A 22,044-nucleotide genomic window follows, 5' to 3' on the forward strand; every position below is an offset into this window, starting at 1 on the left:
GAAAAAAATGAAAAAATATAATAGCCGCAATAAAATTGCATCCTGTGTACTTTACTTGGCGGGGAGCGTTACGGCTCAATCCGTTCTTGCCGGTGGTCTGGTTGAAGAGCTGATTGATAAGACAACATTCTTTGGTCAGGTTCGTCTAGATGCTGCATATAATACGTCTGGCAGTGAAAACCCATACAACCAGAGTAACGTCCCGTTTCAGGATGTTGAAGTGTCGCGTCAAGCATATATTCCACCAGATCTTGGTGGCGGTCGATGGGGCGATATTCCTATTCCCGCGCTGCCATTTGTACTTGATACAAAAGACACTGTGCGCCGGAGTGATCGAATTCCAGAAGATAATTATGATTTCACTCAAGCTATAATGCGTTTTAACGGTGAAATGAATACAAAATTCACTAGAAATCTTAGTCTTAACATCAAAGTACGTGCGTTGTTTGATCCAGAGGTTAATGCCGGTTTCGATGCTATGGAAGTGCAAAATGACCAAGGTGGTATTGCTGGTGGCGGTGGCGACCGCTATGCAGATACTGGTGGTGTAGACTTCTATCAAGCCAAGGGCCGAAACGGCAAGAATATTAATCCGTTTGAAATTGCTGGTCGCGATTATATGTTGGATTTTCCGACATTCATTTTAAATTACAAAACCGGTAAGTATGACTTTAGATTTGGTAACCAACAAATCGCCTGGGGGCAGGCTGTATTTTTCCGTACACTTGATGTTGCAAATGGTCTGGATTTGCGTCGTCATCTGATTTTAGATCGCGCCATTGAAGAGTACGAAGATGAGCGTACGCCAAAATTGGCGTTTAGAGCAACCATGCAGGCGACGTCTAACATTACCGCAGATGCCTTTGTTGGTAAGTTTCAGCCTGATGTTTTGCCTAACCCAAATAGCCAGTTCAACGTAATACCTTCGCAGTTTTATCGTCCACTCGATAATTATTATAGTGGTGACTACGACAGTAAACTAGACTTCGGTATTCGATTTAAAGCTGACTACGGTAACTTCGGTTGGCAAGCTATGGCGGTTAGCAGGTACAACTCGCTGGGTGTATTTAAATGGGCTGAAAGTGGTATCAACAAGGGTCTTACGCCATTCGGTGGAACCGTAGGAGCAATTGTCGAAACTGCTTACTCTGCAAAACCTAAGTGTAGTGGGGCTCAAAACCCGTACGATAATTTTTGTAGACGTTATGACAGTGTTGGCGAGGCATTATCTCACTCGCCCTTTACTGTTGGACCTGGCGGTGTTTATAGCGATAAAGAGTGGTTCTCTACCGCCTCTGGCGTTCGTTTAGATGGGCTAGACGCATTAAATACGGCAATTGCTGAATTTGAAGGCCTTCGTGATGTATTTGCCTCACCTGCGGCCAATGCGACTGAAGCAGCAGCGCTTCTAAACACGTTCTTTATTGGCGCCGGCGGCAGTATTCGCGGGAATGTTCAGCGCGATTACTATCGCGAGCAAGTGTTTGGCCTTGGTGGAAGCTATGTAAATGAGACTGAGGATATCGATTCGTTTTGGAATCAGGTTATCGTTAATGTTGAAGTCCAATACACTCCAGAGCGGGTTTATACATCGCCTGGTCTTGCTAGAGACGGTATAACCAGCGACGAGTATATCTTTACAGCTGTTGCGGAAAAATGGCATCGCTGGAGCGAGACCTTCCCATCTGCATACCTTGTTGCGCAATACATGCACCGCAGTGAAAGTGATTTAGTTGGTCTTCACTTAAGTGGTTACGGTGGCAACGTAGGCAATACAGATTATAAGCGTTCAGATGGTATTTCCGGTGCTGACTATCTTGTGTTCGCTGGTTTCCAACCCTGGCCGAATAAGAAATTTGTTGCTGAATGGGCGTTTCTATACGATATCCGCGGTGGCATTTTGGCTCAGCCGCTTATTAAATGGAATCCAGGTAGTGGTCTTAGCGTAGATCTATTTTATAACTACCTTAAGTCTAATATTCGCGGTGATTCAGCTGATACCTTAACTCGCTCTCTTGATCATATTCAAGAAGTTGGTATACGTATTGGATACCAATTGTAAGTAGTTTTCCGGAGGGACTGCTGGGGGAATTTATTACCCCATTTGGCCGGCAATAGTTTATTGCCGGCCTTTTTTAATGAGGACTTTAAGATGGCTCGTTGGATATCAGGCATTAGTCGTAGAAATCTCCTGAGATATAGTACGTCAGTTGTTGGTGCCGGAATTTTGGCACCGCTGTGGCCTACAATCGCTAGAACAGGAGAAATTGAAAAGGCCTATCCTGACGAACTCCTGTCAGTTGATTCATATACCAAGGGCAATATTAGCACTGGCGGCATAATTACTGCTGATAATGTCGAGCATGTAAAAAATCTTCTAGAACCCGCGAAATATCATCACGTAAAAAATATGGGGCGCAAGCTCAAGGTTATACCAACGACTACTGATTGGATGAAGCTCGGGCCGTGGGAGTATTTGGAAGCGACATTAAGAAACCAGGGTAAAGCTAAATTCAATGATAAAGGAAATGTGGTTAATGATGACGGTAAACCATGGATTGGTGGGCATCCATTTCCCGGCACACAGAATGCCTTGGAGCTATTTGCTGGGCTAACGTTATCGTGGGGGCGGCACGATGCTAGTCTCTATGCGATGAAAGAATATGATGTCGCGAACAATGGAAAAGTTGATTATGAGTATGATCTTGTTTGGGCGGAACTCTCACCCGTTGGTCGTGTAGTTCTTGATCCAAAGCCGTATTGGAACGAGCATATTGATAAGTTGAGATTTAATACCGTAGTTTATACGTCACCGGCATCAGAGAGCGGTGCTAGTTATCTTAACATTTGGGATTACGATCAAAATAAATTGCCTGATTTGTACGGTTATGTGCCTAGCTTTAGAAGAATTAGACAGTTTCCTAGTAATCAACGATTTGAACCCCTCGTGCCTGGCTCAGCTTTATACCTATCCGATGCTTGGGCCGCCGGAGACCCGCTTCATACATGGGGGAATTACAAGGTAATTGGTCGGCAGCCTTTACTTGCCGGCGTTTCAGGGGGCTGGAACTCGAAACACTCAAACTGGGAGCATGGTGTTCACGGTGGAGAGTTAGGTGAAACTTTTTTTGATAGCGTTGTTGAGATGGTGCCAGAGACGATAGTGTGTGAGGCGGAACCAACGGGATTTGCAAGGTCGCCAGTTAGTAAGAAGCGCGTTTGGTTTGATGTTCGCAACGGTATGCCGGTTGCGATGGTAACTTATGACCGGCAAGGTAAGCCATTTCGCTCCTTTGATGGTTGTTATGGCCTATATGACGATGGTGAAAATAAGTTTATGGATGGAAAACATCCATACTGGTCATGGGCATATTTACATGCTTATGAATTTCAGTCAGGGAGAATGACGCGGATAGAGCAGGTTAAGGAGTTGGATAGTGGCCATGTCAGTTCTGCAAATAACGATTCGATTTATGATGACTATCTAACGCATGCTGCTTTGCAGCGTCTTGGTCGTTCATGAGAGGCGGGCTATCGTTTGTTGGCCCTTATTTGAAAGATGCATTTTTGATCATATGGTTTGCACCTGAAGTCAGTAGCGGTGTGCTCTGTTAGGCGATAATATTTATCATTTAAATGTATCGTCCATTTATATGGCCCTAGATTTCGTATAACTGGTTTTAAATGCCTAGGTGTTATGGAGGTGTGCTTGTTTGGTGCCTCCTTTTTTCAGTGCCTTTTTATAAGAGTTAAGCAATGGTTTTAAAAAAATTAACTCTGAAACCTGTCTTCTACTGAAATGTTTAATCGCGTACCTGATTCAATTGATGAGGTAAACGAAGCTGTTTCACTTACATGCTCGTGCGATAATCTGCAGGTATACTCATAAATCTGGCCGCAAAGTTCAAATGATTTTTGCCCGGGCCAGTCTCTAGGTAAGAGGGATTCTGGTAGTTGGGGGTCGTGAAGGTTAGCCCGCCGGAAAGAGTGAATCATAAGGGTTTGAACCTGAAATGCGGTTCTTGGAGTTAGGTTGTGTTGGCTTATAAGTTTTTCAGCGGCGCTAAATTCTGTAATGAAATTTCGGTACCTTGAATTGACGTTTTCTAAGTTCCAGTTGCTTCTTATTTTAATGTCATTTTGAATTTTATCGTCTGTTTCACCAGTTTCTACCCTGAATACGATTGACAGATCTTCAAAGCCATTTTGTGTGACAATTTTTTTGGCAGATTCTACTGTTGCAGTTGGGTGTATAAATACACCATTCGCGATTAAAGTGAATCCATCCCATTCTAGGTCTCGTCGTAGTTCACTTCGCTCTGGGGTTGATTCATTATTTCGTTGAATAATAACCAGCGTCCATTTACCGTCCCAATTTTGGCTTGGGGATTTATAAATGTGCCTGTAGGCGGCTTCAAAGCGCTTGGTGCCAGAATTAGTTAGTGAGTAAAAACTTTTTCTGCCTTGCCGTTCTGATGACAACCAGTTTTCGTCTGTAAGCCGAAAGGCACTTGTTCGAACTAGGCGTTCATTGACGCCAATTTCCGACATGAGTGAAATGAGATCACCTAGCCAAATTCCATTTGAGTAAGGGGCGATCGAATCTCCGAAAACGGTGATAATTAAAGACTTTGATCGAGGGTCATGTTTCTTGATGTAATTCTTGACCCATTGCCCTATTTCGTTAGATTTTCCCGGCACGAATTGGATATCCCTGTTAATTACGACGAAGTGTGTAGTTCGGCGTTCATGAAATTGATGTAAGTAATATATTCCGAAATGGTCAATTTTACAGCCTAGGATTTGAGTTCATATGTATGATAAAGCACTCCATTGTATTATATTTTAAGCTTTTAGCGTTATTTTTGCGCTCTTACTTTTTCTGTAGTATCTATTACTTATTTTAGCCCACACTACGGGCTACACTAACTCAAAATATATGCGAGTATTGGCGTAGAGGGTTTTGTACTATTGTGCATACGTAATACGATTGAATAATTAGCATTTAAAGGCGCCCACTAAGGTTGTTTACCCGCAAATTGCTAAGATTCCGACGGATGAGGTCCCAAGTGGGCAATATGATGTTTTATGTATTCAGTTCGGATAACTCTCTGTTGGCTTCAACTAAGCGGATCAGTAGTTGTGCAGGTTCCCAAAATGCATCGTCTGTCTGTTTATGAAGCGTTCGTAATTTCTGTAGAATATGCTTTAGGCCCACTTTTTCTGCATGGTACATTGGGCCGCCGCGCCACCGAGGAAAGCCGTAGCCATTCACGTATACGACGTCTATATCACTTGGCCGTGCAGCGACCCCTTCGTCAAGGATACGAATGCCCTCATTAACAAGGGCAAGTGTAAGGCGGTCAATAATTTCGGTGTCTTGAATTTCACGCCTATCAATTTTCCATTGTTGAGCAATACTGGAGGCCAGCGTGATGACGGAGTCGTCATCGCTGCGTTCGCGTGTTTCTTGGTCATAGGTATAGTAACCGGAGCCAGATTTTTGGCCAAGACGTCCACTTTCCACCAGAGCATCAGGAAGAGCGAATTCTGCCATGCTTCCGCTAGGAATGCCTTGGTCTCGACGTGACCTGTAGCTAATGTCAATGCCCGCAAGGTCGCCCACTGCCAATGGGCCCATAGCCATTCCCCAAGATTGAATTGCAGTATCTATTTGTGAGGGGGTGCAGCCTTCAAGCAGTAAGAGCTGTGCTTGGCGTGCGTAGCCTTTTAACATTCTATTACCGACAAAGCCATGGCATACACCAACGGCGACTGGCACTTTCCCGATGCGCTTGCCAATCTCCATGATGGTTTTTAGTACATCTGGCGCGGTCTTTTCAGCCCGGACAACTTCAAGAAGTTTCATAATGTTGGCCGGACTAAAAAAATGTGCACCGACAACGTCTTGAGGACGGTCTGTAGTGGCAGCGATGGTGTCAATATCCAAATACGAGGTATTGGTAGCGAGGATGCAGTCTGTTTTGCAAACTGTAACGAGTTTGGCAAAAACTTCTTTCTTTACCTCCATGTTTTCAAAAGTTGCTTCAATAACTAAGTCGGCGTTTGCAATATCTTGGTAGTCTAGACTGGGTTTAATACAAGCTATCGCGTCGTTAACTTGTTCCTGGCTAAGAAGTCCTCGTTTCATAGATTGTGAATAATTCATTTTAATCTGTGCAATTCCACGACTGAGATTCGCCTCCGCTGTTTCTACCAGTGTTACTGGGAGGTCTGCGTTAGCGAAACACATGGCAATACCGCCGCCCATGGTGCCGGCGCCAATAATAGCAACTTGCTCAACAGGGCGAGCGATAGCAGATTGTGCTGTACCGGTGAGCTTAGCGCTTGATCGCTCGGCGAAGAAAATGTGACGTAAGGCGGCGGAGCCTGCCGAGCTTCGGCATTCGAGAAATCGTTCTCGTTCTATCTGTTGACCTTCGTCTATATTGGTTTTTGTAGCTAATTCAATGAGATCCAGAATGTAGCTCGTCGCGAGAACACCGCTAGGTTTTATTGAAAGCCTTTTCTTTGCAAAGAATCCATCTGGTGTTTGTGGGATGAGAAGCTCACCAGTTCGCCTAATTTCGGCACCGTTTTTGATTTGCTCGCGAAGGTGCAGCAGTGCGGAGTCTATCGATGGTGATTCTATTATTTGATCAATTAAGCCGTGTTCTAAAGCCTCTGTGGCTGAAATTGGTTTTCCGCTAGAAATCATGGCAAGCGCTTTTTCAGCGCCTACCAGGCGGGGTAGGCGCTGTGTGCCGCCAGAGCCCGGTACTAGCCCTAGGGTAACCTCAGGTAGGCCAAGTTTTGTTGTTGCTGTCGCGCATCGATAGTGAGCCGCCATTGCTATTTCAAGCCCGCCACCTAAGGCATTGCCGTGTAATAAGGCCATTACAGGTACGGCAAACTCTTCAATTGCAGCAATGACCTCGGGGAGTGTGGGAGAGGTTTGTGGCTTTCCAAATTCAGTAATGTCTGCGCCAGCGATAAAGGTTTTACCTTTGCAATACAAAAGCACCGCACTAACGTTGTCGTTCTTTGCTTTATCTAGCGAGCTTAGTAGGCCTTCGCGAACTGCCGCAGAAATTGCGTTTATTGGCGGGTTGTCTATTGAAATAAGCGCGACGCCATCTTTGATTTCATACCCTATCGGCGATGATTTTGGGTGCTTTTCTGTGTTCGGCATTAGCGGTTCCTCGTGTGCGTTATTTGCGCTTGCAGCGTCCAATTTGTGAAAGTGTTACACAAAAAGTAATTATAGGCATCTATTGTGTATCATATTTAATTGTGTATCATATCTAAAGATAGCGCTCATGAGGCTCTTGGTGATTTAGAGAGTATTGAAGTGCAGATATTTAGTTATAAATAATAAACAGCACAGTGGAGTCTGGTTTATGAAGCTCAATAGTTACATCGGCGGAAAATGGCGTGAAGGCGAGGGCCGCGGGGTCGAAACATTTGACGCTGTGACCGGCGAGACTGTGTGTTTCGTCTCTAGCGACGGCGTCGATTTTGCGCAGGCATTGCGTTACGGCAGAGAAGTTGGTGGCGCTGCACTACGGGCCATGACATTCCACGATCGTGCCGCTGCACTAAAGGCAATGGCTAAGCAGCTAATGGCGGATAAAGAAGATTTTTATGCGCTATCGGCTAAAACCGGTGCAACCCGTGCCGACAGCTGGGTGGATATAGAAGGTGGTTTAGGCACCGTATTTACCTATGCCAGCCTCGCAACACGTGAACTGCCAAATGATGTAATGACGGTTGAGGGCGACGTTGAAAACCTATCGCGGGGTGGCAGCTTCCTCGGCCGCCATATTTTAACCTCTAAGCGTGGCGTGTCATTGCACATCAATGCCTTCAACTTTCCGTGCTGGGGTATGCTCGAGAAAATCGCGCCTAGCCTGATTGCCGGTGTTCCCGTTATTGTGAAGCCCGCCAGCGCTAATGCTTTTCTTGCCCAAGCGATGGTTAAGGCGATTGTTGATGGTGGATTCCTGCCCGAAGGCGCTATACAGCTTATCTGCGGTTCCGTTGGCGATCTCTTTGAGCACCTCAATGAACAAGATTTAGTCACCTTTACAGGCTCTGCCAGTACCGGCCGCAAATTGCGGACACACCCAAATATTGTCGCAAACTCAATTCCTTTTACGATGGAAGCGGATTCCCTAAATTGCGCCATTCTGGGTAGGACGGTAGCAAAGGACGATCCCGAGTTTGACCTGTTCATTAAAGAAGTTGTTAAAGAGATGACGGTTAAGGCCGGTCAAAAATGCACGGCTATTCGTAGAATTGTGGTGCCACGCGCCTTAATGGACGATGTTATCGAGGCGCTAAGTGCGCGGCTAGACAAAATCACTGTTGGTAATCCGAATGATGAAAGTGTTCGCATGGGCGCCTTGGTAAGCAAGAGTCAGGTTGAGGATGTACGTAGTCAGGTAGCACGTCTTACTGAAGAATGTGAGCTTGTCTACGGCGGTGGCGACTGCTTAGATTTAGTGGGTGCAGATAGTAAAGTAGGCGCCTTTTTTCCTAAAACCCTTCTCAAATGCGACAAGCCTTTTGAGAAAATGTTAGTGCACGAGATCGAGGCTTTTGGTCCGGTAAGTACCGTAATGCCATACGACAGCATTGACGATGCAATTCGCATTGCGCAGCTCGGCAAAGGTAGTTTAGTCGCTTCAGTGGTTACTTTCGACAATGCCGAAGCGCGCGAGTTGGTGCTTGCAGCAGCAGCTTGGCATGGCCGAATTCATATTCTTAACCGCGATTGCGCTAAAGAATCTACCGGTCATGGTTCACCGCTCGCGATGTTGGTTCATGGCGGGCCTGGTCGAGCTGGTGGCGGCGAAGAACTCGGTGGCTTGCGCGCGGTTAAGCATTATATGCAGCGCACTGCGTTGCAGGGTTCTCCCAATATGCTGTCTGCTGTTACCTCTGAATATCATCGCGGTGCGGTGGTAGAGAGTGATGGCGTTCACCCGTTCAAAAAATACTTTGAAGATCTACAAATTGGCGAAACGCTAATAACCCACCGCCGCACAGTGACTGAAGCCGATATCGTGAATTTTGGCTGCGTTAGTGGTGATCATTTTTATGCTCATTTTGACGAAGTTGCCGCCAAAGACTCCTTCTTTGGTAAGCGCGTGGCGCATGGTTATTTTGTGATTTCTGCGGCTGCCGGTATGTTTGTTGAGCCTTCACAAGGCCCTGTTATTGCAAACTATGGCTTAGATAATTTGCGCTTTATCGAGCCTGTGGGCATCGGCGATACCATCCGGGCCAAACTGACCGTTAAGAAGAAGATTAAGAAAACACCCCGCGGCGATGAGAAAGCTAACGGTGTTGTTGCGTGGGCTATCGAGGTCACCAATCAGCACGATGTTGCAGTTGCTATTTACGACATTCTGACACTGGTTGAACGCCGCGAAGTTTGAGCAAGGAGAATCGCTATGAATTACGAAAATATCGAATTCACGGTAGAAGATGGCGTTGCCTTACTGCGCCTTAATCGACCCGAATCATTGAATAGTTTTACGGCCGCAATGCATGGCGAGGTGCGCAAAGTACTGAGCCAAGCGGCAGAAGACAAACTCGTTCGCTGTGTTGTTATTACGGGAAATGGTCGCGGATTTTGCGCAGGGCAAGACTTAAATGATCGTGCTGTTGCACCTAGCGACACCATGCCGGATCTGGGTGATTCAGTAGAGAATTACTATAACCCTTTAATCCGTTTAATTACCCACATGGACAAGCCCGTTATTTGTGCGGTTAATGGCGTCGCCGCGGGTGCGGGCGCAAATATCGCCTTAGCCTGCGATATTGTTATCGCCGGCCGCAAGGCAAGTTTCATTGAGTCCTTTGCAAAGCTAGGACTAATTCCTGATTCTGGTGGTACGTGGATACTACCGCGTCTCATCGGCATGGCAAGGGCCAGAGGCCTCGCAATGCTTGGGCCTAAGGTGTCTGCTGAACAGGCCGCAGATTGGGGAATGATTTGGCAAGTTGTTGACGATGAAGTGCTGATGGACACCGTGTTAGCACTGGCAAAGCAGATGGCGACTCAGCCAACACGGGGCTTTGCTTTTACTAAGAAGGCCTTCCTATCGTCAGCGACCAATAGCCTTGATGAGCAGCTCGAGGTAGAGAAGGAGCTGATGCGCAGCGCCGGTAAAACATACGACTACAAAGAGGGCGTCTTTGCCTTTATAGAAAAGCGCAATCCTGAATTTCGTGGTGAATAATCTATCTAGTAGCGACGCTGGTGCTGTAAGAATTACAAGAGTGTAAGCGCGATTAAGGGTTTAGGAGAAGAAATTGAAAAGCTTGAGAGATGTTTTTATTTGTGACGCTCAGCGTACGCCAATTGGCCGTTACGGTGGCGTGTTAGCGCCAGTGCGCGGGGATGATCTCGGTGCAGTGCCAATGCGGGCTTTAATAGCACGAAACCCTAGCGTTGATTGGTCGAAGGTAGATGACGTTTTTTACGGCTGCGCGAACCAAGCCGGTGAAGATAATCGGAATGTCGCCCGAATGTCGGCGCTACTTGCGGGCTTGCCGGTCGACGTGCCTGGTGTGACCCTTAATCGCCTGTGTGGGTCTGGAATGGATGCGGTGGGTAACGCTGCGCGGGCAATAAAAGCAGGTGAAGCAGAGCTTGTCATTGCTGGCGGTGTCGAGTCGATGTCCCGCGCTCCTTTCGTTGTTTCAAAGACCGATTCTGCCTTTGGCCGTAATAGCCAAATGTTTGATACCACCTTGGGGTGGCGCTTTATTAATAAAGCAATGAAAGCCCAGTACGGCGTGGACTCCATGCCCGAAACCGCAGAAAACGTTGCGGCAGATTTTAATATTAGCAGGGTAGATCAAGATAAGTTTGCCTATGTGTCGCAACAGCGGACGGCGGCTGCACAAGCGCGGGGTCGTTTCGACTGTGAAATTGCTGCGGTGAGCATTCCGCGTCGCAAAGGCGAGCCGCTAATTGTTGACCGCGACGAGCACCCCCGTGCTGAAACTACTCTTGAAGGCCTAGCGAAATTACCAACGCCCTTTCGACAAGACGGAACAGTAACGGCAGGCAACTCCTCGGGTCTTAACGACGGCGCTTGCGCCCTATTGTTGGCGTCTGAAGCGGCAGCTAGTCGTTACGGTTTGAAGCCAAAAGCGAAAGTACTCGGCATGGCTGCAAGTGGTCTGGCGCCACGGATTATGGGCTATGGACCAGTAGAGGCAAGCCGTAAGGTTTTGGAGCAGACTGGCTTAACAATTGCTGACATTGATGTTATTGAACTAAATGAGGCATTTGCTGCGCAAAGCCTCGCGGTACTGCGAGGATTAAATATAGCCGAAGACGACCCGCGCGTTAACCCAAATGGCGGCGCCATAGCGCTAGGTCATCCGTTAGGGATGAGCGGGGCGCGCTTGGTCACTACGGCTGTTTATGAATTGATCGAACGTAAAAGGCGCTATGCACTTTGCACGATGTGTATCGGCGTAGGCCAAGGTATTGCCATTGTAATCGAGCGTGTTTAAGGAATTAAAAGGAGTATTAAAATGATCCAGTTTGATTCAAAAGAACTCTCCTCAAGTGAGTTAGAAGGTTTGAATGCGCATTTTCAAGAGCGTATTGATGCGGAAGAAAAAATAGAACCAAAAGATTGGATGCCGGAGAAGTATCGCAAAAATCTGATTCGCCAGATCTCCCAGCATGCTCATTCAGAAGTGATCGGCATGCAACCTGAGGGCAATTGGATTACTCGCGCGCCAACCTTGCACCGCAAAGCCGTTTTACTTGCAAAGGTACAAGACGAAGCGGGTCATGGTCTCTACCTTTATAGTTCAGCAGAAACTATGGGTATAACGCGTGAGGAGCTAATAGAATCGCTTCACGATGGCTCAGCCAAATATGCCCAAATTTTTAATTATCCAACATTAAGTTGGGCTGATATGGGCGCGATTGGTTGGTTGGTAGATGGCGCTGCCATCGTTAACCAAGTATCTCTACAGCGCACGTCTTATGGTCCCTATGCACGGAGCATGGTGAGGATTTGCAAGGAAGAAAGTTTTCATCAGCGTCAGGGGTACCACATTCTCATGACGTTAATGGAGGGCTCTACCGAGCAGAAAGCCATGGCTCAAGATGCCGTTAACCGCTTTTGGTGGCCGTCATTAATGATGTTCGGTCCACACGACGCGGATTCCGCACACTCTGCACAATCGATGAAATGGAAGGTAAAGCGTCAGACAAACGATGAGCTTCGTCAGAAGTTTGTCGATCAAAGTGTGGAACAAGCTGAGGCAATCGGACTTACTCTGCCAGACCCAGATTTAGTATGGAATGAAGAGCGCGGTCACTTTGATTTTGGCGAGATTGACTGGGCAGAGTTTGATCGCGTCGTTAGCGGCAGTGGCCATTGTAATCGCGAGCGAGTTGCTCATCACCGCCGAGCGCATGATGAGGGTTCTTGGGTTAGAGATGCAATCTGTGCATACGAAGAAAAAAAGCGCAGCCGAGAAGTTGCATAAGGAGAAAATGATGACTGACAACGTGAATATGAAGTTGTATGAAGTGTTCCTTCGATCTCGTCGTGGACTTGACCATAAGCATGTCGGCAGTTTGCACGCTGAAGATCAAGAGCAGGCCCTTGAGTATGCTCGTGATGTCTATACTCGTCGTGGTGAAGGTGTAAGTATTTGGGTTGTTAACTCCTCTGATATTTGTGCCTCTCAAGAAAGTGATTGCGAAAGCTTTTATGACCCGCTTGATGATAAGCCGTATCGGCACGCTACCCATTATAAGCTTCCCGATGAAGTGAACAGCATGTGAGGTCTGCAATGAAAGAACGAGATATAGATCAAACAATAAGCGTATATGCACTGCGACTCGGGGACGATGCACTGATATTGGGGCACCGACTAAGTGAGTGGTGTAGCAATGGCCCGTTTCTAGAAGAAGATTTAGCACTGACGAATGTCGCGCTGGATTATGTAGGGCGAGCACGTAATTTTTTAAATTATGCCGCGCAATTGCGAGGTAATGGCAGTACCGAAGACTCACTTGCCTACCAGCGTGATTGTCGGGATTTTACCAATTTTCTAATGCATGAGTTACCGCGTGGTGATTTCGCATTTACGCTCGCTCGTCAATATTTGCTCGATGAGTACGAGGCTTTGTTTCTTGCTGAGTTGCTTAAATCAAAAGACAGTGATCTTGCTGGTATTGCGGCAAAGTCGGCAAAAGAGACAAGTTACCATCTGCGCCGCAGTCGCGAGTGGATGTTACGCCTAGGGGGCGGCACAGACGAAAGTCATCGTCGCCTGCAGTTGGCCTTAGACGAATTGACGGGTTATACCACCGAGTTGTTTGAGATGGATGATCTCGAGCGTGACTTGTGTGAAATTGGCGTTGCCGTTGATCGCAGTGCCTTATTTGACCGTTGGTTTAGTGCGGTATCGAAAACTTTTGCGGAGGCGAATGTGACTTTGCCTCCGGCAAGTTGGGCGGTTAAAGGCGGGCGTATTGGCTTCCATACCGAGCACCTAGGACATTTGTTAGCTGAATTGCAATATGTGCAGCGTGCCTATCCTGGCTGTCGTTGGTAGAGCGTGGGAATAACGCCATGAAAGACAGCCAGCTTATTCCGCTTTTGCCATTGGAGGAGTACCAGCGACGTAGGCGGCGACGAGAGTCTAGTATTCCTGAAGTATGGGATCTTTTAGACGCAGTAAAAGACCCTGAGATTCCAGTGCTTAGTATTTGGGATCTCGGTGTACTACAAGATATAAAAAAAAATGGCAATGAATTACTCGTAACGATCACCCCGACTTATTCCGGTTGCCCCGCTGTTGATGTAATGAAAGAAGACATTCTTATTGCATTGCAAAAATCGGGGTACGTGAATAGTCGGGTTGAGTCTAAGCTGTCGCCAGCCTGGACAACTGCATGGATGTCGTCTGAGGGGCGAAAGAAGTTGCAGGAGTATGGAATTGCGCCGAGTAAACATTCGAATACGGGAATTCAATGTCCACACTGCAATTCAATGGATGTGGCGGTAATAAGTGAGTTTGGTTCTACATCATGCAAGTCACTTTACCGCTGCAAGGCCTGTAGTGAGGCATTTGATTATTTTAAAAATATTTAGCTACTTTAGTTTAATTGAGGGTATTGGGGCATGAAGGCCAACTATTTCCATCCGCTTACCGTTTCGCGTAGCACAAAAGAAACCGACGACGCCGTTGTGCTGAGCTTTGAGGTTCCTTCAGAGCTTACTGCCACATTCAAATACCGCCCAGGTCAATACCTAACCCTGCGTGCCGATATTGACGGGGAGCCTATACAGCGCTCCTATTCAATATGTTCAGGTATAAATGATAAAAGTATGCAAATCGCAATTAAACGAGTTGAAGGCGGGAAATTTTCGAATTTCGCAAATGACCGGCTTGCGGCGGGCACAACGCTAGAAATTATGCCGCCACAGGGTAGTTTTAGTGTGGTCCTAGATCCAGCGAAAAAAAGCAATTATCTTTTTATCGCGTCAGGTAGTGGCATTACACCGGTGTTGTCGAATATCAAGTCGATACTAGAAGTGGAGCCCGAAAGTCGAGTCACGCTTTTGTACGGTAATCAGCGGACGAATACCATGATGTTCCGCACCGCGCTAAGCTTCCTGAAAAATCGCTTTATGACACGTTTTCACTGGGTGAATATATTGAGTCGCGAAGATCAAGGTGTCGACCTGCTTAACGGACGTCTTGATAATGCCAAAGGCGCGGCATTGAGCAAACGCTTACTGCAACTTGGTGAGTTTGATGGCTATTATATTTGCGGTCCTGAGTCGATGATTTCTGAAGTATCTCGCGGCCTGCGTGATTTTGGCGTTGCAGACGATGATATCCACTTTGAGCTTTTTGGCTCTTCGGCTGAAGATGCAGATACAGTTGTTAAAAAGCACCACGCTCGCGCTAAAACCTATGCGGGTAAAACCAGTGCGGTGACGATCATTGCCGACGGTCGTGCTAGTAGCTTTGACCTTGCTGCTGACGGCGAGAACATATTAGATGCCGGCATGAATAACGGAATAGACCTGCCATACAGTTGCAAGGGTGGGGTTTGCTCCACTTGTAAAGCGCATCTTGTTGAGGGCGAGGTCGATCAAGATATTACTCACGGTCTGGATGCTTCCGACGTGGAGCGTGGCTTTATCCTTACCTGCCAAGCGCATCCAATAAGCGACAGGGTGATTGTTAGCTTTGACGAGAAATGATTACGTTGGCGACGCGAAAATGTGGCTGGTCGCTATTTCGGTTATTAGGCTGATATTTGGCGCATCACTTTTTTTACATTAGGTAATGCGCTTTTTACATTTAATGCTATTGGTGATTGTTAATGCAAAGTACCGTTGAATTATCGCCACAACTGTTAGCAGAATCTTGTGCGGCGCTAATGTATGAGCGCGATTTAGCAACGCGCGCTCTGGGAATGGTGATAGACACCATAGTACCTGGCGAAGCAGTGCTAAGTATGATCGTTAGCAATGTGATGATACAGGGCCACGATAGCTGTCATGGCGGGTATATTTTTACACTCGCCGACTCCGCGTTTGCGTTTGCCTGTAATACTTATAATGCAGTGACTGTTGGGCAAGCTTGCACAATTGACTATATTGCACCGGCTAAACTTGGGGATCGATTAACCGCTACAGCAAAGGAGCTATCACGGGGCAAGCGGACAGGGGTATACGATGTCAGTATTGTAAATCAGCGAGCCGAGCTACTTGCAACATTCCGTGGGCGCTCCTATCAAGTGAAGGGTGTATTGATGGACGAGCGTGAACTTCAAAGCAAAACCGCTGAGTACCTAGCCAAGGCCCAGCTAAAGCCTAGTTAAGGCTAAATAAGATGCTATATAGAAAAGTAGCGCGCCTTCACTTGACAGATAATAATAAGTAATCATAATGGTTACAAATACATTGTCTGATTAAACTTATGAGCAATACCCGATTTGCAGTAGCGGTACATGTACTAACTGTTATTAGCTTGGATGAGACGCAACCAATCTCGTCGCAATTAATTGCATCCAGCGTGGGTACTAATGCGGCGCTAATTCGACGCCTGCTTATTAGCTTAAACGATGCGAAAATTACATGCGCTGAGCGTGGCGCCAGTGGCGGCGTCCGTCTTGCTCGACCTGCCAGCAGTATCACTTTGTTCGATGTATGGCGGGCCGTAGACGAGGAAGGGCAGTTGTTTCGGGTGCACCCAACGTCTAATCCCCAATGTCCTGTAGGTCGTAATATTGAAGGGCTTTTAGGAGGGGTGCTTTCGAGTACACAAAGCACGGTTGAGGCAGTTCTCGGAAAAGTAACGATTAGAGATTTGGTGGCCAAGGTCGAGATAGCGGGCTAGTCTCGCTAAAAATTTTGCATTTTAATGTAACAGGTTTAGTTACATTAAAATGAGTTTTACTTACTAAAATCAGTTTTTGGTGGGTATTTATGGGCGCGCTTAGCGTGTGAGATGAAAGTTAAGAGGACTGAAATATGAATATTCGTGAAGTCAAGGTCGTAGACTTACTTAAAGCGATAGAGACAAAAGATGCTGATGCAATGAGCCTTATCGATGACAAGGTTTATATTCAACACAATCTCTATGTGCCTGATGGCCCAGCAGGATTTCGTGGGGTGGTGGCGTCACTGCCCGATGGTCTGGCTAAAGTGTCAACAAAGCGGGTATTTCAAGATGGAGACTACGTTGTTGCCCATAGTGAGATAGATATTGGCGGCGCAAAAGCGGTATTTGATATATTTCGATTTGAGGGTGATTACGTTGTTGAGCATTGGGATAACGCACAGCCACTTGTGCCAGCTAACCCCAGCGGTCGCAGCCTGCTGGACGGCCCCGTCGAGATCGTAGATATAGATTGTACTGTTGCCAATAAATTAGTGGCTCGCGCATTTGTAGAAAATATTTTGATGGTGGGGGATTTGTCTAGGGCGGAGGAATTTGTCAGTGCCCAAACCTATATCCAACATCATCCCATGGTTAGAGACGGTTTGGATGGCCTTGCAGAAGCCTTTGGTCAGTGGGCAGAAGAAGGCGTAGAGGTAGCCTATAGCAAAGTGCATATGGTGCTAGGTAAAGGCAATTTTGCGCTGGTCGTTTCTGGTGGGCACTTCAATGGTAATGACGTTGCTTTTTATGACATGTTCCGTTTAGCCGAAGGAAAAATAGTTGAGCATTGGGACGTGGTCGAAGAGATTCCGGCGCGGGATGCGTGGCAAAATAGTAACGGGAAATTCTGAGAAAGGGAGACTTCCGTCCTCGTGCTGGAAGTTTTTTTAGCAGGTCTTTTCTTGCAAATCGATAGATCATGGCAAGCCTCGGCAGAAAAAATTCACGTCGCAGGGGTTGACTGTAGTGGTCAACTATTTCCGGGCCGCTTCTTGGGTTGGTTTTCTATCATCGCCCGCGTTAACCATTGTTATACCGCTGAGGCTTTTGCACGTTGTAATATGTCATCAAGTAATAGCCGATCTCTTTCATCGCCTGATCTAGCTTCGAAAATGTGTATGTCTAGGCGGTCTTTGTATATGTTATTCGAATCATTTGAAACTTACACCCTCAAAGCTTATTCGAGATACTCGCCTGGAGATGGCTAGGTATATGCTGGCAGATATCACGCACGGTCGTCGAAAAATTATAGATATTGTTTTAAGTATTGGGTTTAATGATTGTGCGAACTTTAGTAGAACATTTAAGGAGCGTTATGGGTTGTCACCTAGGGATTACCGATTTTTAAATCCGTCCTGATTGTCTGTATATTGTCAATAAGTTTGTAAATCGTGCCTTCGTGACAAGCATTCTGAATGCGTGCGATTTCCCTCAATCAGAAGAGTTTGTAAATGTTCAAGCGCTTGCGGGCGCTATAAGGCGGACTTTCGTCCAGAGCGTGTTACAGATGGGGTTTCACCAAATTCCTCTAAGTAGCATTTGCTAAAATTTCCGAAGTGGTAGAATCCGCAACGCATTGCTATTTCGGAAATTTTAATTCCAACATTTTCATGTCGGGAAAAAACAAGAAGTTCTCGCGCTCTTCTCAAGCGAAGTCTTCTTAAATATAGTGTTGGGGTTGTGCACTCATACTGCTCAAACCCTTTTTGAAGTGAGCGAGCGCTGATACAAACGTGGTTGGCAATATCTTGAACGGTAATTTTTTTTGAGTAGTTTTCTTCCATAAATTCTTTGGCTTTAACGATTACCTTTGGAAGGACTCTGTACCTTATTTTTTCAATATCCTCAGCATGGCTATGGTTTCCGGATAGCAAGGATAGCGCTAGAACTCTTTCGATATTTTTAAACATTTCGGAGTTGTTCGGTAGGTCGCTTAAATATGGGTTATTTATAATAAAATTATTTAACATAATAGAAAATTTATCAAAATTACCTTGTTCTCTGTTGGGGCAGTTGAATGCGACGGCAAGCTTCGATTCTACCCCATAAGATTCCAAAAGAGTGCGATCGATTAGGCTTTTGTCTAATTTAAATATTATGTTTTCACAATTATTTGACCATTGCATGTCAATATTTTTATCTGTGTCTAATATTACGGGGCTTCCGACCGTCGCGGTTTTTTCTATGTTATTTTGGCGGATGTTAAAATGACCGCTAACTGGTAGCATTATCAAATAGAAATTTCGGAACGGTTCAGATTGTATGTGAATGTTTGCGTTGTAGGTGAGTCGGCTTATGGATGTTTCAGAAACTGGGTAGTGTTCCATGCTTGCGGAAAGCTGGTCGGACGCGCGGCACAAGTTAAGTTTGTGTGGCTGATATACTGACCCTACCAATGAGCAAGCTTCATCAGGGTCGATGCTGTTTTTAAAAACAGTATTCATTATTAGATTAAAGTTTCTATTCATAAAAATAAGTAGTCATTGTGGTCAATAAGCAGCGAGGTTAATAAATTGCTATAAAGATCGTCGTTCATTGAGCCGAAGGTTATTAAATTCATTTGTGCATTTTTTTTGCCTGTCCGATATACATGTAGCCCATTATCTTTGGGAATCCATTCATGTAGCATGTTTCTAATTCAATTACGTCAAAGCCGGATGAAGATATCAATTCTTGAATGGGCCGGTTAAGATGGCAGCCACCAGCAATCTTTTGCCATGTAGGTGTTACCCGCTGCTGCCATTTTGCAATATCAGGTTCCGGAGATCTGCCGTGCTCGCAAAATAATAATATTCCATCTTCTTTTAGAACTCTATGCATTTGCCGTAGAGCTTTAGTGCTATTAGAGATACTGCAGAGAGTAAAGCAAAGCAGAATAGTGTCAACACTATTGTTTTCTAAGGGGATTTCTTCCCCAGGAAGGTCTAACCACTTTACGTTGACTGGGGACTTGTTAATATTATGTTGTGCTTTACGTCGCATTCCATTTGAGGGCTCGAGTCCCCAGACAAAATCGACATTAGTAGCGTTGTATAGCTGTAAATTAATACCGCTGCCGATTCCAACTTCGAGTACTACCCCTCGAGCTAATGGAACCACTCGCTCTCGCAAACTCATTACTGAATTTTGACTACAGAGTTTGTCTAAAATGTGTGGTAAAACTTTGTCGTCATAAAAGCTCATGGTTAATCCTATTATGTACTTTTTTATTAACTAGAGGCCCGATATAAATTGTAGTACCCAATAAATATATGGCTTAACCAAAACTTTCATCGGGCTGGGCGCTCATTATCGCCGCTATCTTTGGCGTACTTAGCTCGCTCTAGGATATACTGCCGGACGCTTTCTATGTCTTCGTCACTTAGCTCATCCTTGTAAGACACCATGCCTCTTGATTCTAAGATTCCATCTCTAACAACGGAAAGCCATGCGTTTGGTGCTCTGTTAAATCCAGAAAATCTGAGGTCCGGAATTACACCGCCACCAACAGCTCCGGCGCCATGGCAATTAATACAGTACCGGTCATAAATCTCAAACCCCTTCGTAATCGCGGCTGGGTCACCTAGCAGTGTAGAGGCTTGTATTTCTAGGGTGGCTCGTTTGTCGTCGGGTAAATTGGTGTGGCCTCCGATTTTGAAAACCAATAGACGGCTTTTATTAACTGGGTAGCCTTGCGCGGCATCCTGAGTTAAAACACCGGTCATAAGTGGCATAATACCCCCCCATCCGGCATTCACTGCGATATATTGTTGGCCATTTACTTTGAACGTCACCGGAGGCGCAACAACACCGGTCTGGGCATTAAAGCGCCATAATAGATGACCATTTTTTGAGTTGTAAGCGTTTACATAACCCGTAGCAGATCCTTGAAATACTAAACCTCCTTTCGTAGCTAAAACGCCACCATTCCAAACACCAGGATACTCTACTTGCCAAAGGTCTTCGCCGGTAAGTACGTTGCGGGCAAGTAGCGAGCCAGATGTAGCGTCTTTTACAGCAGCTATAACCTTTGGGTTGTCTGGTAAATTAGCCGCTTTCGTATCTACACCGAGATTTACCGCCAGTTTAGAAGGAGTTTGCTCGTCTTCCGCCAAGTAAGGGAAAGAAGTATTTTGGGCTGGGATATAAAGTGTATTTGAATTGGGGTCGAAAGCCATTGGGTGCCAATTATGGCCTCCCATCCAGGACGGTTTAACCAGAGCGGGCTTCCCAGTTTTCCAATATTGAGCGTCTGGGTTTATAACTGGGCGCCCGGTGGATTTATCAATATGTGACGCCCAATTAACGTCAACAAATTTCTCTGCTGAAATTAATTTACCATTGGTTCGATCTAAGACATATAGGAATCCGTTTTTAGGCGCTTGAATTGCGACTTTTCGATCTAAGCCGTCAATATTAATATTAGCGAGTACAATAGGCTGGGTCGCTGTAAAGTCCCACGCTTCTCCCGGAGTGGTTTGATAGTGCCATTTATATTTTCCGGTATCAGCATCGACAGAAACTATAGAGGATAGAAATAAATTGTCACCTCCGCCGGGCGACCGGATATTCGGGTTCCACGGTGAGCCATTGCCAACGCCAAAAAGTAGACTATTTGTATCGGGGTCATAGACAATTGTGTCCCAAACAGTCCCCCCTTTTTCTAATGAGCTATTACCTTTTGACCAGGTTTCATCCATTAAATCTTGTGGTTCTGTGCCAGTTTCATGGTTATTTGTGCCAGGGACAGTGTAAAACCGCCACACCAAATCCCCTGAGTTTATGTCGTAGGCTGTGATGTATCCTCGCACCCCATACTCTGCGCCCCCATTGCCTATGAATACTTTGCCTTTTGCAACCCTTGGAGCTCCAGTAATAGTGTAGTTCAATGAGCTATCTACAGTATTCACACTCCAGCGCATGCCACCGGTTTTCGCATCAAGCGCTATAAGTCTGCCATCTAATGTCGCTAAATAAACTCCTCCATCGTGGTATGCCAAGCCTCTTGTTACCGCGTCGCAACATCCTTTGACGCCTGTGGACTTAGGAACTTTGGGATCATATTCCCAAAGTACTTCGCCTGTTTCAGCTAAGAATGCATGAACATGATTCCACGCAGACGTAGTATAAATAACTCCATCGATCACAATTGGTGTGGCTTCTTGCCCTCGATCTTCCGGTAAATCGTGGAACCATGCGAGCCCAAGCTTAGAAACATTATCGGTATTAATATCGGAGAGTACCGAATAGCGCTGTTCGTAAACGTCGTTTCCGTGCATTGGCCAATCTACAGATTCGATCTCTGTGCTTGTGCTAGCAGGTTTCCCGCCAGTGAGATCATCTCTGCCCGCGCTAGTGCAGCCACAAACCAATGTAATTCCTATAGCCACAATTGCATGATTTAATTTATTATTAATATTCATTGTGAATTATTTTTCACTCCATTTTTTCAAAATCGGACTTCGGGGCGCTACACTCAAAACAAGTCCACGATTCGGGGATATCTTTCCACTTTGTGCCTGCTATTATTCCGTCGTCGGGAATACCGATCTCTTCGTCATATATAAAGCCGCATACAATGCATTCGTATTTTTCAAACATCAAAATAAT

General features: G+C 45.9%; 20 protein-coding genes. 14 read left to right on the forward strand and 6 right to left on the reverse strand.

From position 1 onward, the window contains the following. Positions 1 to 7: 7 nt before the first annotated feature. Both AELLOGFF_RS14910 and AELLOGFF_RS14915 read left to right on the forward strand, forming a co-directional pair. Positions 8 to 2,062: a DUF1302 family protein gene (locus AELLOGFF_RS14910; protein ID WP_159269705.1), complete on the forward strand. Its 2,055-nt coding sequence runs from the start codon at positions 8 to 10 to the stop codon at positions 2,060 to 2,062. Positions 2,063 to 2,152: 90 nt separating this feature from the next. Continuing rightward, complete coding sequence (locus tag AELLOGFF_RS14915) at positions 2,153 to 3,523, forward strand: DUF1329 domain-containing protein (RefSeq protein ID WP_159269707.1); 1,371 nt, start codon at positions 2,153 to 2,155, stop codon at positions 3,521 to 3,523. 248 nt (positions 3,524 to 3,771) lie between these two features. Here AELLOGFF_RS14915 and paaX read toward each other — a convergent pair whose 3' ends face one another. Next, positions 3,772 to 4,701 (reverse strand): phenylacetic acid degradation operon negative regulatory protein PaaX, encoded by a 930-nt coding sequence (paaX, locus tag AELLOGFF_RS14920; protein ID WP_159269709.1) that lies wholly within the window; start codon positions 4,699 to 4,701, stop codon positions 3,772 to 3,774. A gap of 385 nt (positions 4,702 to 5,086) precedes the next feature. Beyond that, positions 5,087 to 7,192, reverse strand: coding sequence for a 3-hydroxyacyl-CoA dehydrogenase NAD-binding domain-containing protein (locus AELLOGFF_RS14925; RefSeq protein WP_159269711.1), 2,106 nt, complete (start codon positions 7,190 to 7,192; stop codon positions 5,087 to 5,089). Between the two features lie 208 nt (positions 7,193 to 7,400). Here AELLOGFF_RS14925 and paaZ point away from each other — a divergent pair, with 208 nt between their 5' ends. The 12 genes from paaZ to AELLOGFF_RS18235 all read left to right on the forward strand — a co-directional run bounded on the left by paaZ (position 7,401) and on the right by AELLOGFF_RS18235 (position 17,814). Then, positions 7,401 to 9,443: a phenylacetic acid degradation bifunctional protein PaaZ gene (gene paaZ / locus AELLOGFF_RS14930; RefSeq protein ID WP_159269712.1), complete on the forward strand. Its 2,043-nt coding sequence runs from the start codon at positions 7,401 to 7,403 to the stop codon at positions 9,441 to 9,443. 15 nt (positions 9,444 to 9,458) lie between these two features. Continuing rightward, the gene (gene paaG, locus AELLOGFF_RS14935) at positions 9,459 to 10,250 is read left to right on the forward strand and encodes a 2-(1,2-epoxy-1,2-dihydrophenyl)acetyl-CoA isomerase PaaG (protein WP_159269713.1); all 792 of its coding nucleotides are present in this window, start codon (positions 9,459 to 9,461) and stop codon (positions 10,248 to 10,250) included. Between the two features lie 82 nt (positions 10,251 to 10,332). Further along, on the forward strand, positions 10,333 to 11,538 hold the full coding sequence (gene pcaF, locus AELLOGFF_RS14940; protein WP_159269773.1) for a 3-oxoadipyl-CoA thiolase: 1,206 nt from the start codon (positions 10,333 to 10,335) through the stop codon (positions 11,536 to 11,538). Positions 11,539 to 11,559: 21 nt separating this feature from the next. Further along, complete coding sequence (gene paaA / locus AELLOGFF_RS14945; RefSeq protein WP_159269714.1) at positions 11,560 to 12,531, forward strand: 1,2-phenylacetyl-CoA epoxidase subunit PaaA; 972 nt, start codon at positions 11,560 to 11,562, stop codon at positions 12,529 to 12,531. Between the two features lie 10 nt (positions 12,532 to 12,541). Beyond that, positions 12,542 to 12,832, forward strand: a complete 291-nt coding sequence (gene paaB, locus AELLOGFF_RS14950; RefSeq protein WP_159269715.1) for a 1,2-phenylacetyl-CoA epoxidase subunit PaaB — start codon at positions 12,542 to 12,544, stop codon at positions 12,830 to 12,832. Between the two features lie 8 nt (positions 12,833 to 12,840). Then, the gene (gene paaC, locus AELLOGFF_RS14955) at positions 12,841 to 13,608 is read left to right on the forward strand and encodes a 1,2-phenylacetyl-CoA epoxidase subunit PaaC (RefSeq protein WP_159269716.1); all 768 of its coding nucleotides are present in this window, start codon (positions 12,841 to 12,843) and stop codon (positions 13,606 to 13,608) included. A 17-nt stretch (positions 13,609 to 13,625) separates the two neighbouring features. Continuing rightward, complete coding sequence (gene paaD / locus AELLOGFF_RS14960; protein ID WP_200842744.1) at positions 13,626 to 14,147, forward strand: 1,2-phenylacetyl-CoA epoxidase subunit PaaD; 522 nt, start codon at positions 13,626 to 13,628, stop codon at positions 14,145 to 14,147. A gap of 30 nt (positions 14,148 to 14,177) precedes the next feature. Then, positions 14,178 to 15,269 (forward strand): 2Fe-2S iron-sulfur cluster-binding protein, encoded by a 1,092-nt coding sequence (locus tag AELLOGFF_RS14965; RefSeq protein ID WP_159269717.1) that lies wholly within the window; start codon positions 14,178 to 14,180, stop codon positions 15,267 to 15,269. A gap of 122 nt (positions 15,270 to 15,391) precedes the next feature. Continuing rightward, positions 15,392 to 15,892 carry a hydroxyphenylacetyl-CoA thioesterase PaaI gene (gene paaI / locus AELLOGFF_RS14970; RefSeq protein WP_159269718.1) on the forward strand — a complete coding sequence of 167 codons (501 nt, stop codon included), beginning with the start codon at positions 15,392 to 15,394 and terminating at the stop codon, positions 15,890 to 15,892. A 98-nt stretch (positions 15,893 to 15,990) separates the two neighbouring features. Beyond that, positions 15,991 to 16,410, forward strand: coding sequence for an Rrf2 family transcriptional regulator (locus AELLOGFF_RS14975; protein ID WP_159269719.1), 420 nt, complete (start codon positions 15,991 to 15,993; stop codon positions 16,408 to 16,410). 134 nt (positions 16,411 to 16,544) lie between these two features. Continuing rightward, the gene (locus AELLOGFF_RS14980) at positions 16,545 to 17,306 is read left to right on the forward strand and encodes a nuclear transport factor 2 family protein (protein WP_159269720.1); all 762 of its coding nucleotides are present in this window, start codon (positions 16,545 to 16,547) and stop codon (positions 17,304 to 17,306) included. A 304-nt stretch (positions 17,307 to 17,610) separates the two neighbouring features. Then, positions 17,611 to 17,814: a helix-turn-helix domain-containing protein gene (locus AELLOGFF_RS18235; protein WP_159269721.1), complete on the forward strand. Its 204-nt coding sequence runs from the start codon at positions 17,611 to 17,613 to the stop codon at positions 17,812 to 17,814. Between the two features lie 113 nt (positions 17,815 to 17,927). Here AELLOGFF_RS18235 and AELLOGFF_RS14990 read toward each other — a convergent pair whose 3' ends face one another. From AELLOGFF_RS14990 to AELLOGFF_RS15005, 4 genes are all read right to left on the reverse strand, one after another. Next, on the reverse strand, positions 17,928 to 18,923 hold the full coding sequence (locus AELLOGFF_RS14990) for an AraC family transcriptional regulator (protein WP_159269722.1): 996 nt from the start codon (positions 18,921 to 18,923) through the stop codon (positions 17,928 to 17,930). Between the two features lie 88 nt (positions 18,924 to 19,011). Continuing rightward, positions 19,012 to 19,638: a class I SAM-dependent methyltransferase gene (locus AELLOGFF_RS14995; protein ID WP_159269723.1), complete on the reverse strand. Its 627-nt coding sequence runs from the start codon at positions 19,636 to 19,638 to the stop codon at positions 19,012 to 19,014. 86 nt (positions 19,639 to 19,724) lie between these two features. Next, entirely contained in the window at positions 19,725 to 21,857 is a 2,133-nt protein-coding gene (locus tag AELLOGFF_RS15000; protein ID WP_159269724.1) for a PQQ-dependent dehydrogenase, methanol/ethanol family, read from the reverse strand. 13 nt (positions 21,858 to 21,870) lie between these two features. Next, complete coding sequence (locus AELLOGFF_RS15005) at positions 21,871 to 22,035, reverse strand: rubredoxin (RefSeq protein WP_159269725.1); 165 nt, start codon at positions 22,033 to 22,035, stop codon at positions 21,871 to 21,873. Positions 22,036 to 22,044 lie beyond the last annotated feature (9 nt).

The sequence above is a fragment of the Zhongshania aliphaticivorans genome (assembly GCF_902705875.1).
In the GTDB taxonomy this organism is placed as follows: Bacteria; Pseudomonadota; Gammaproteobacteria; order Pseudomonadales; family Spongiibacteraceae; genus Spongiibacter; species Spongiibacter aliphaticivorans_A.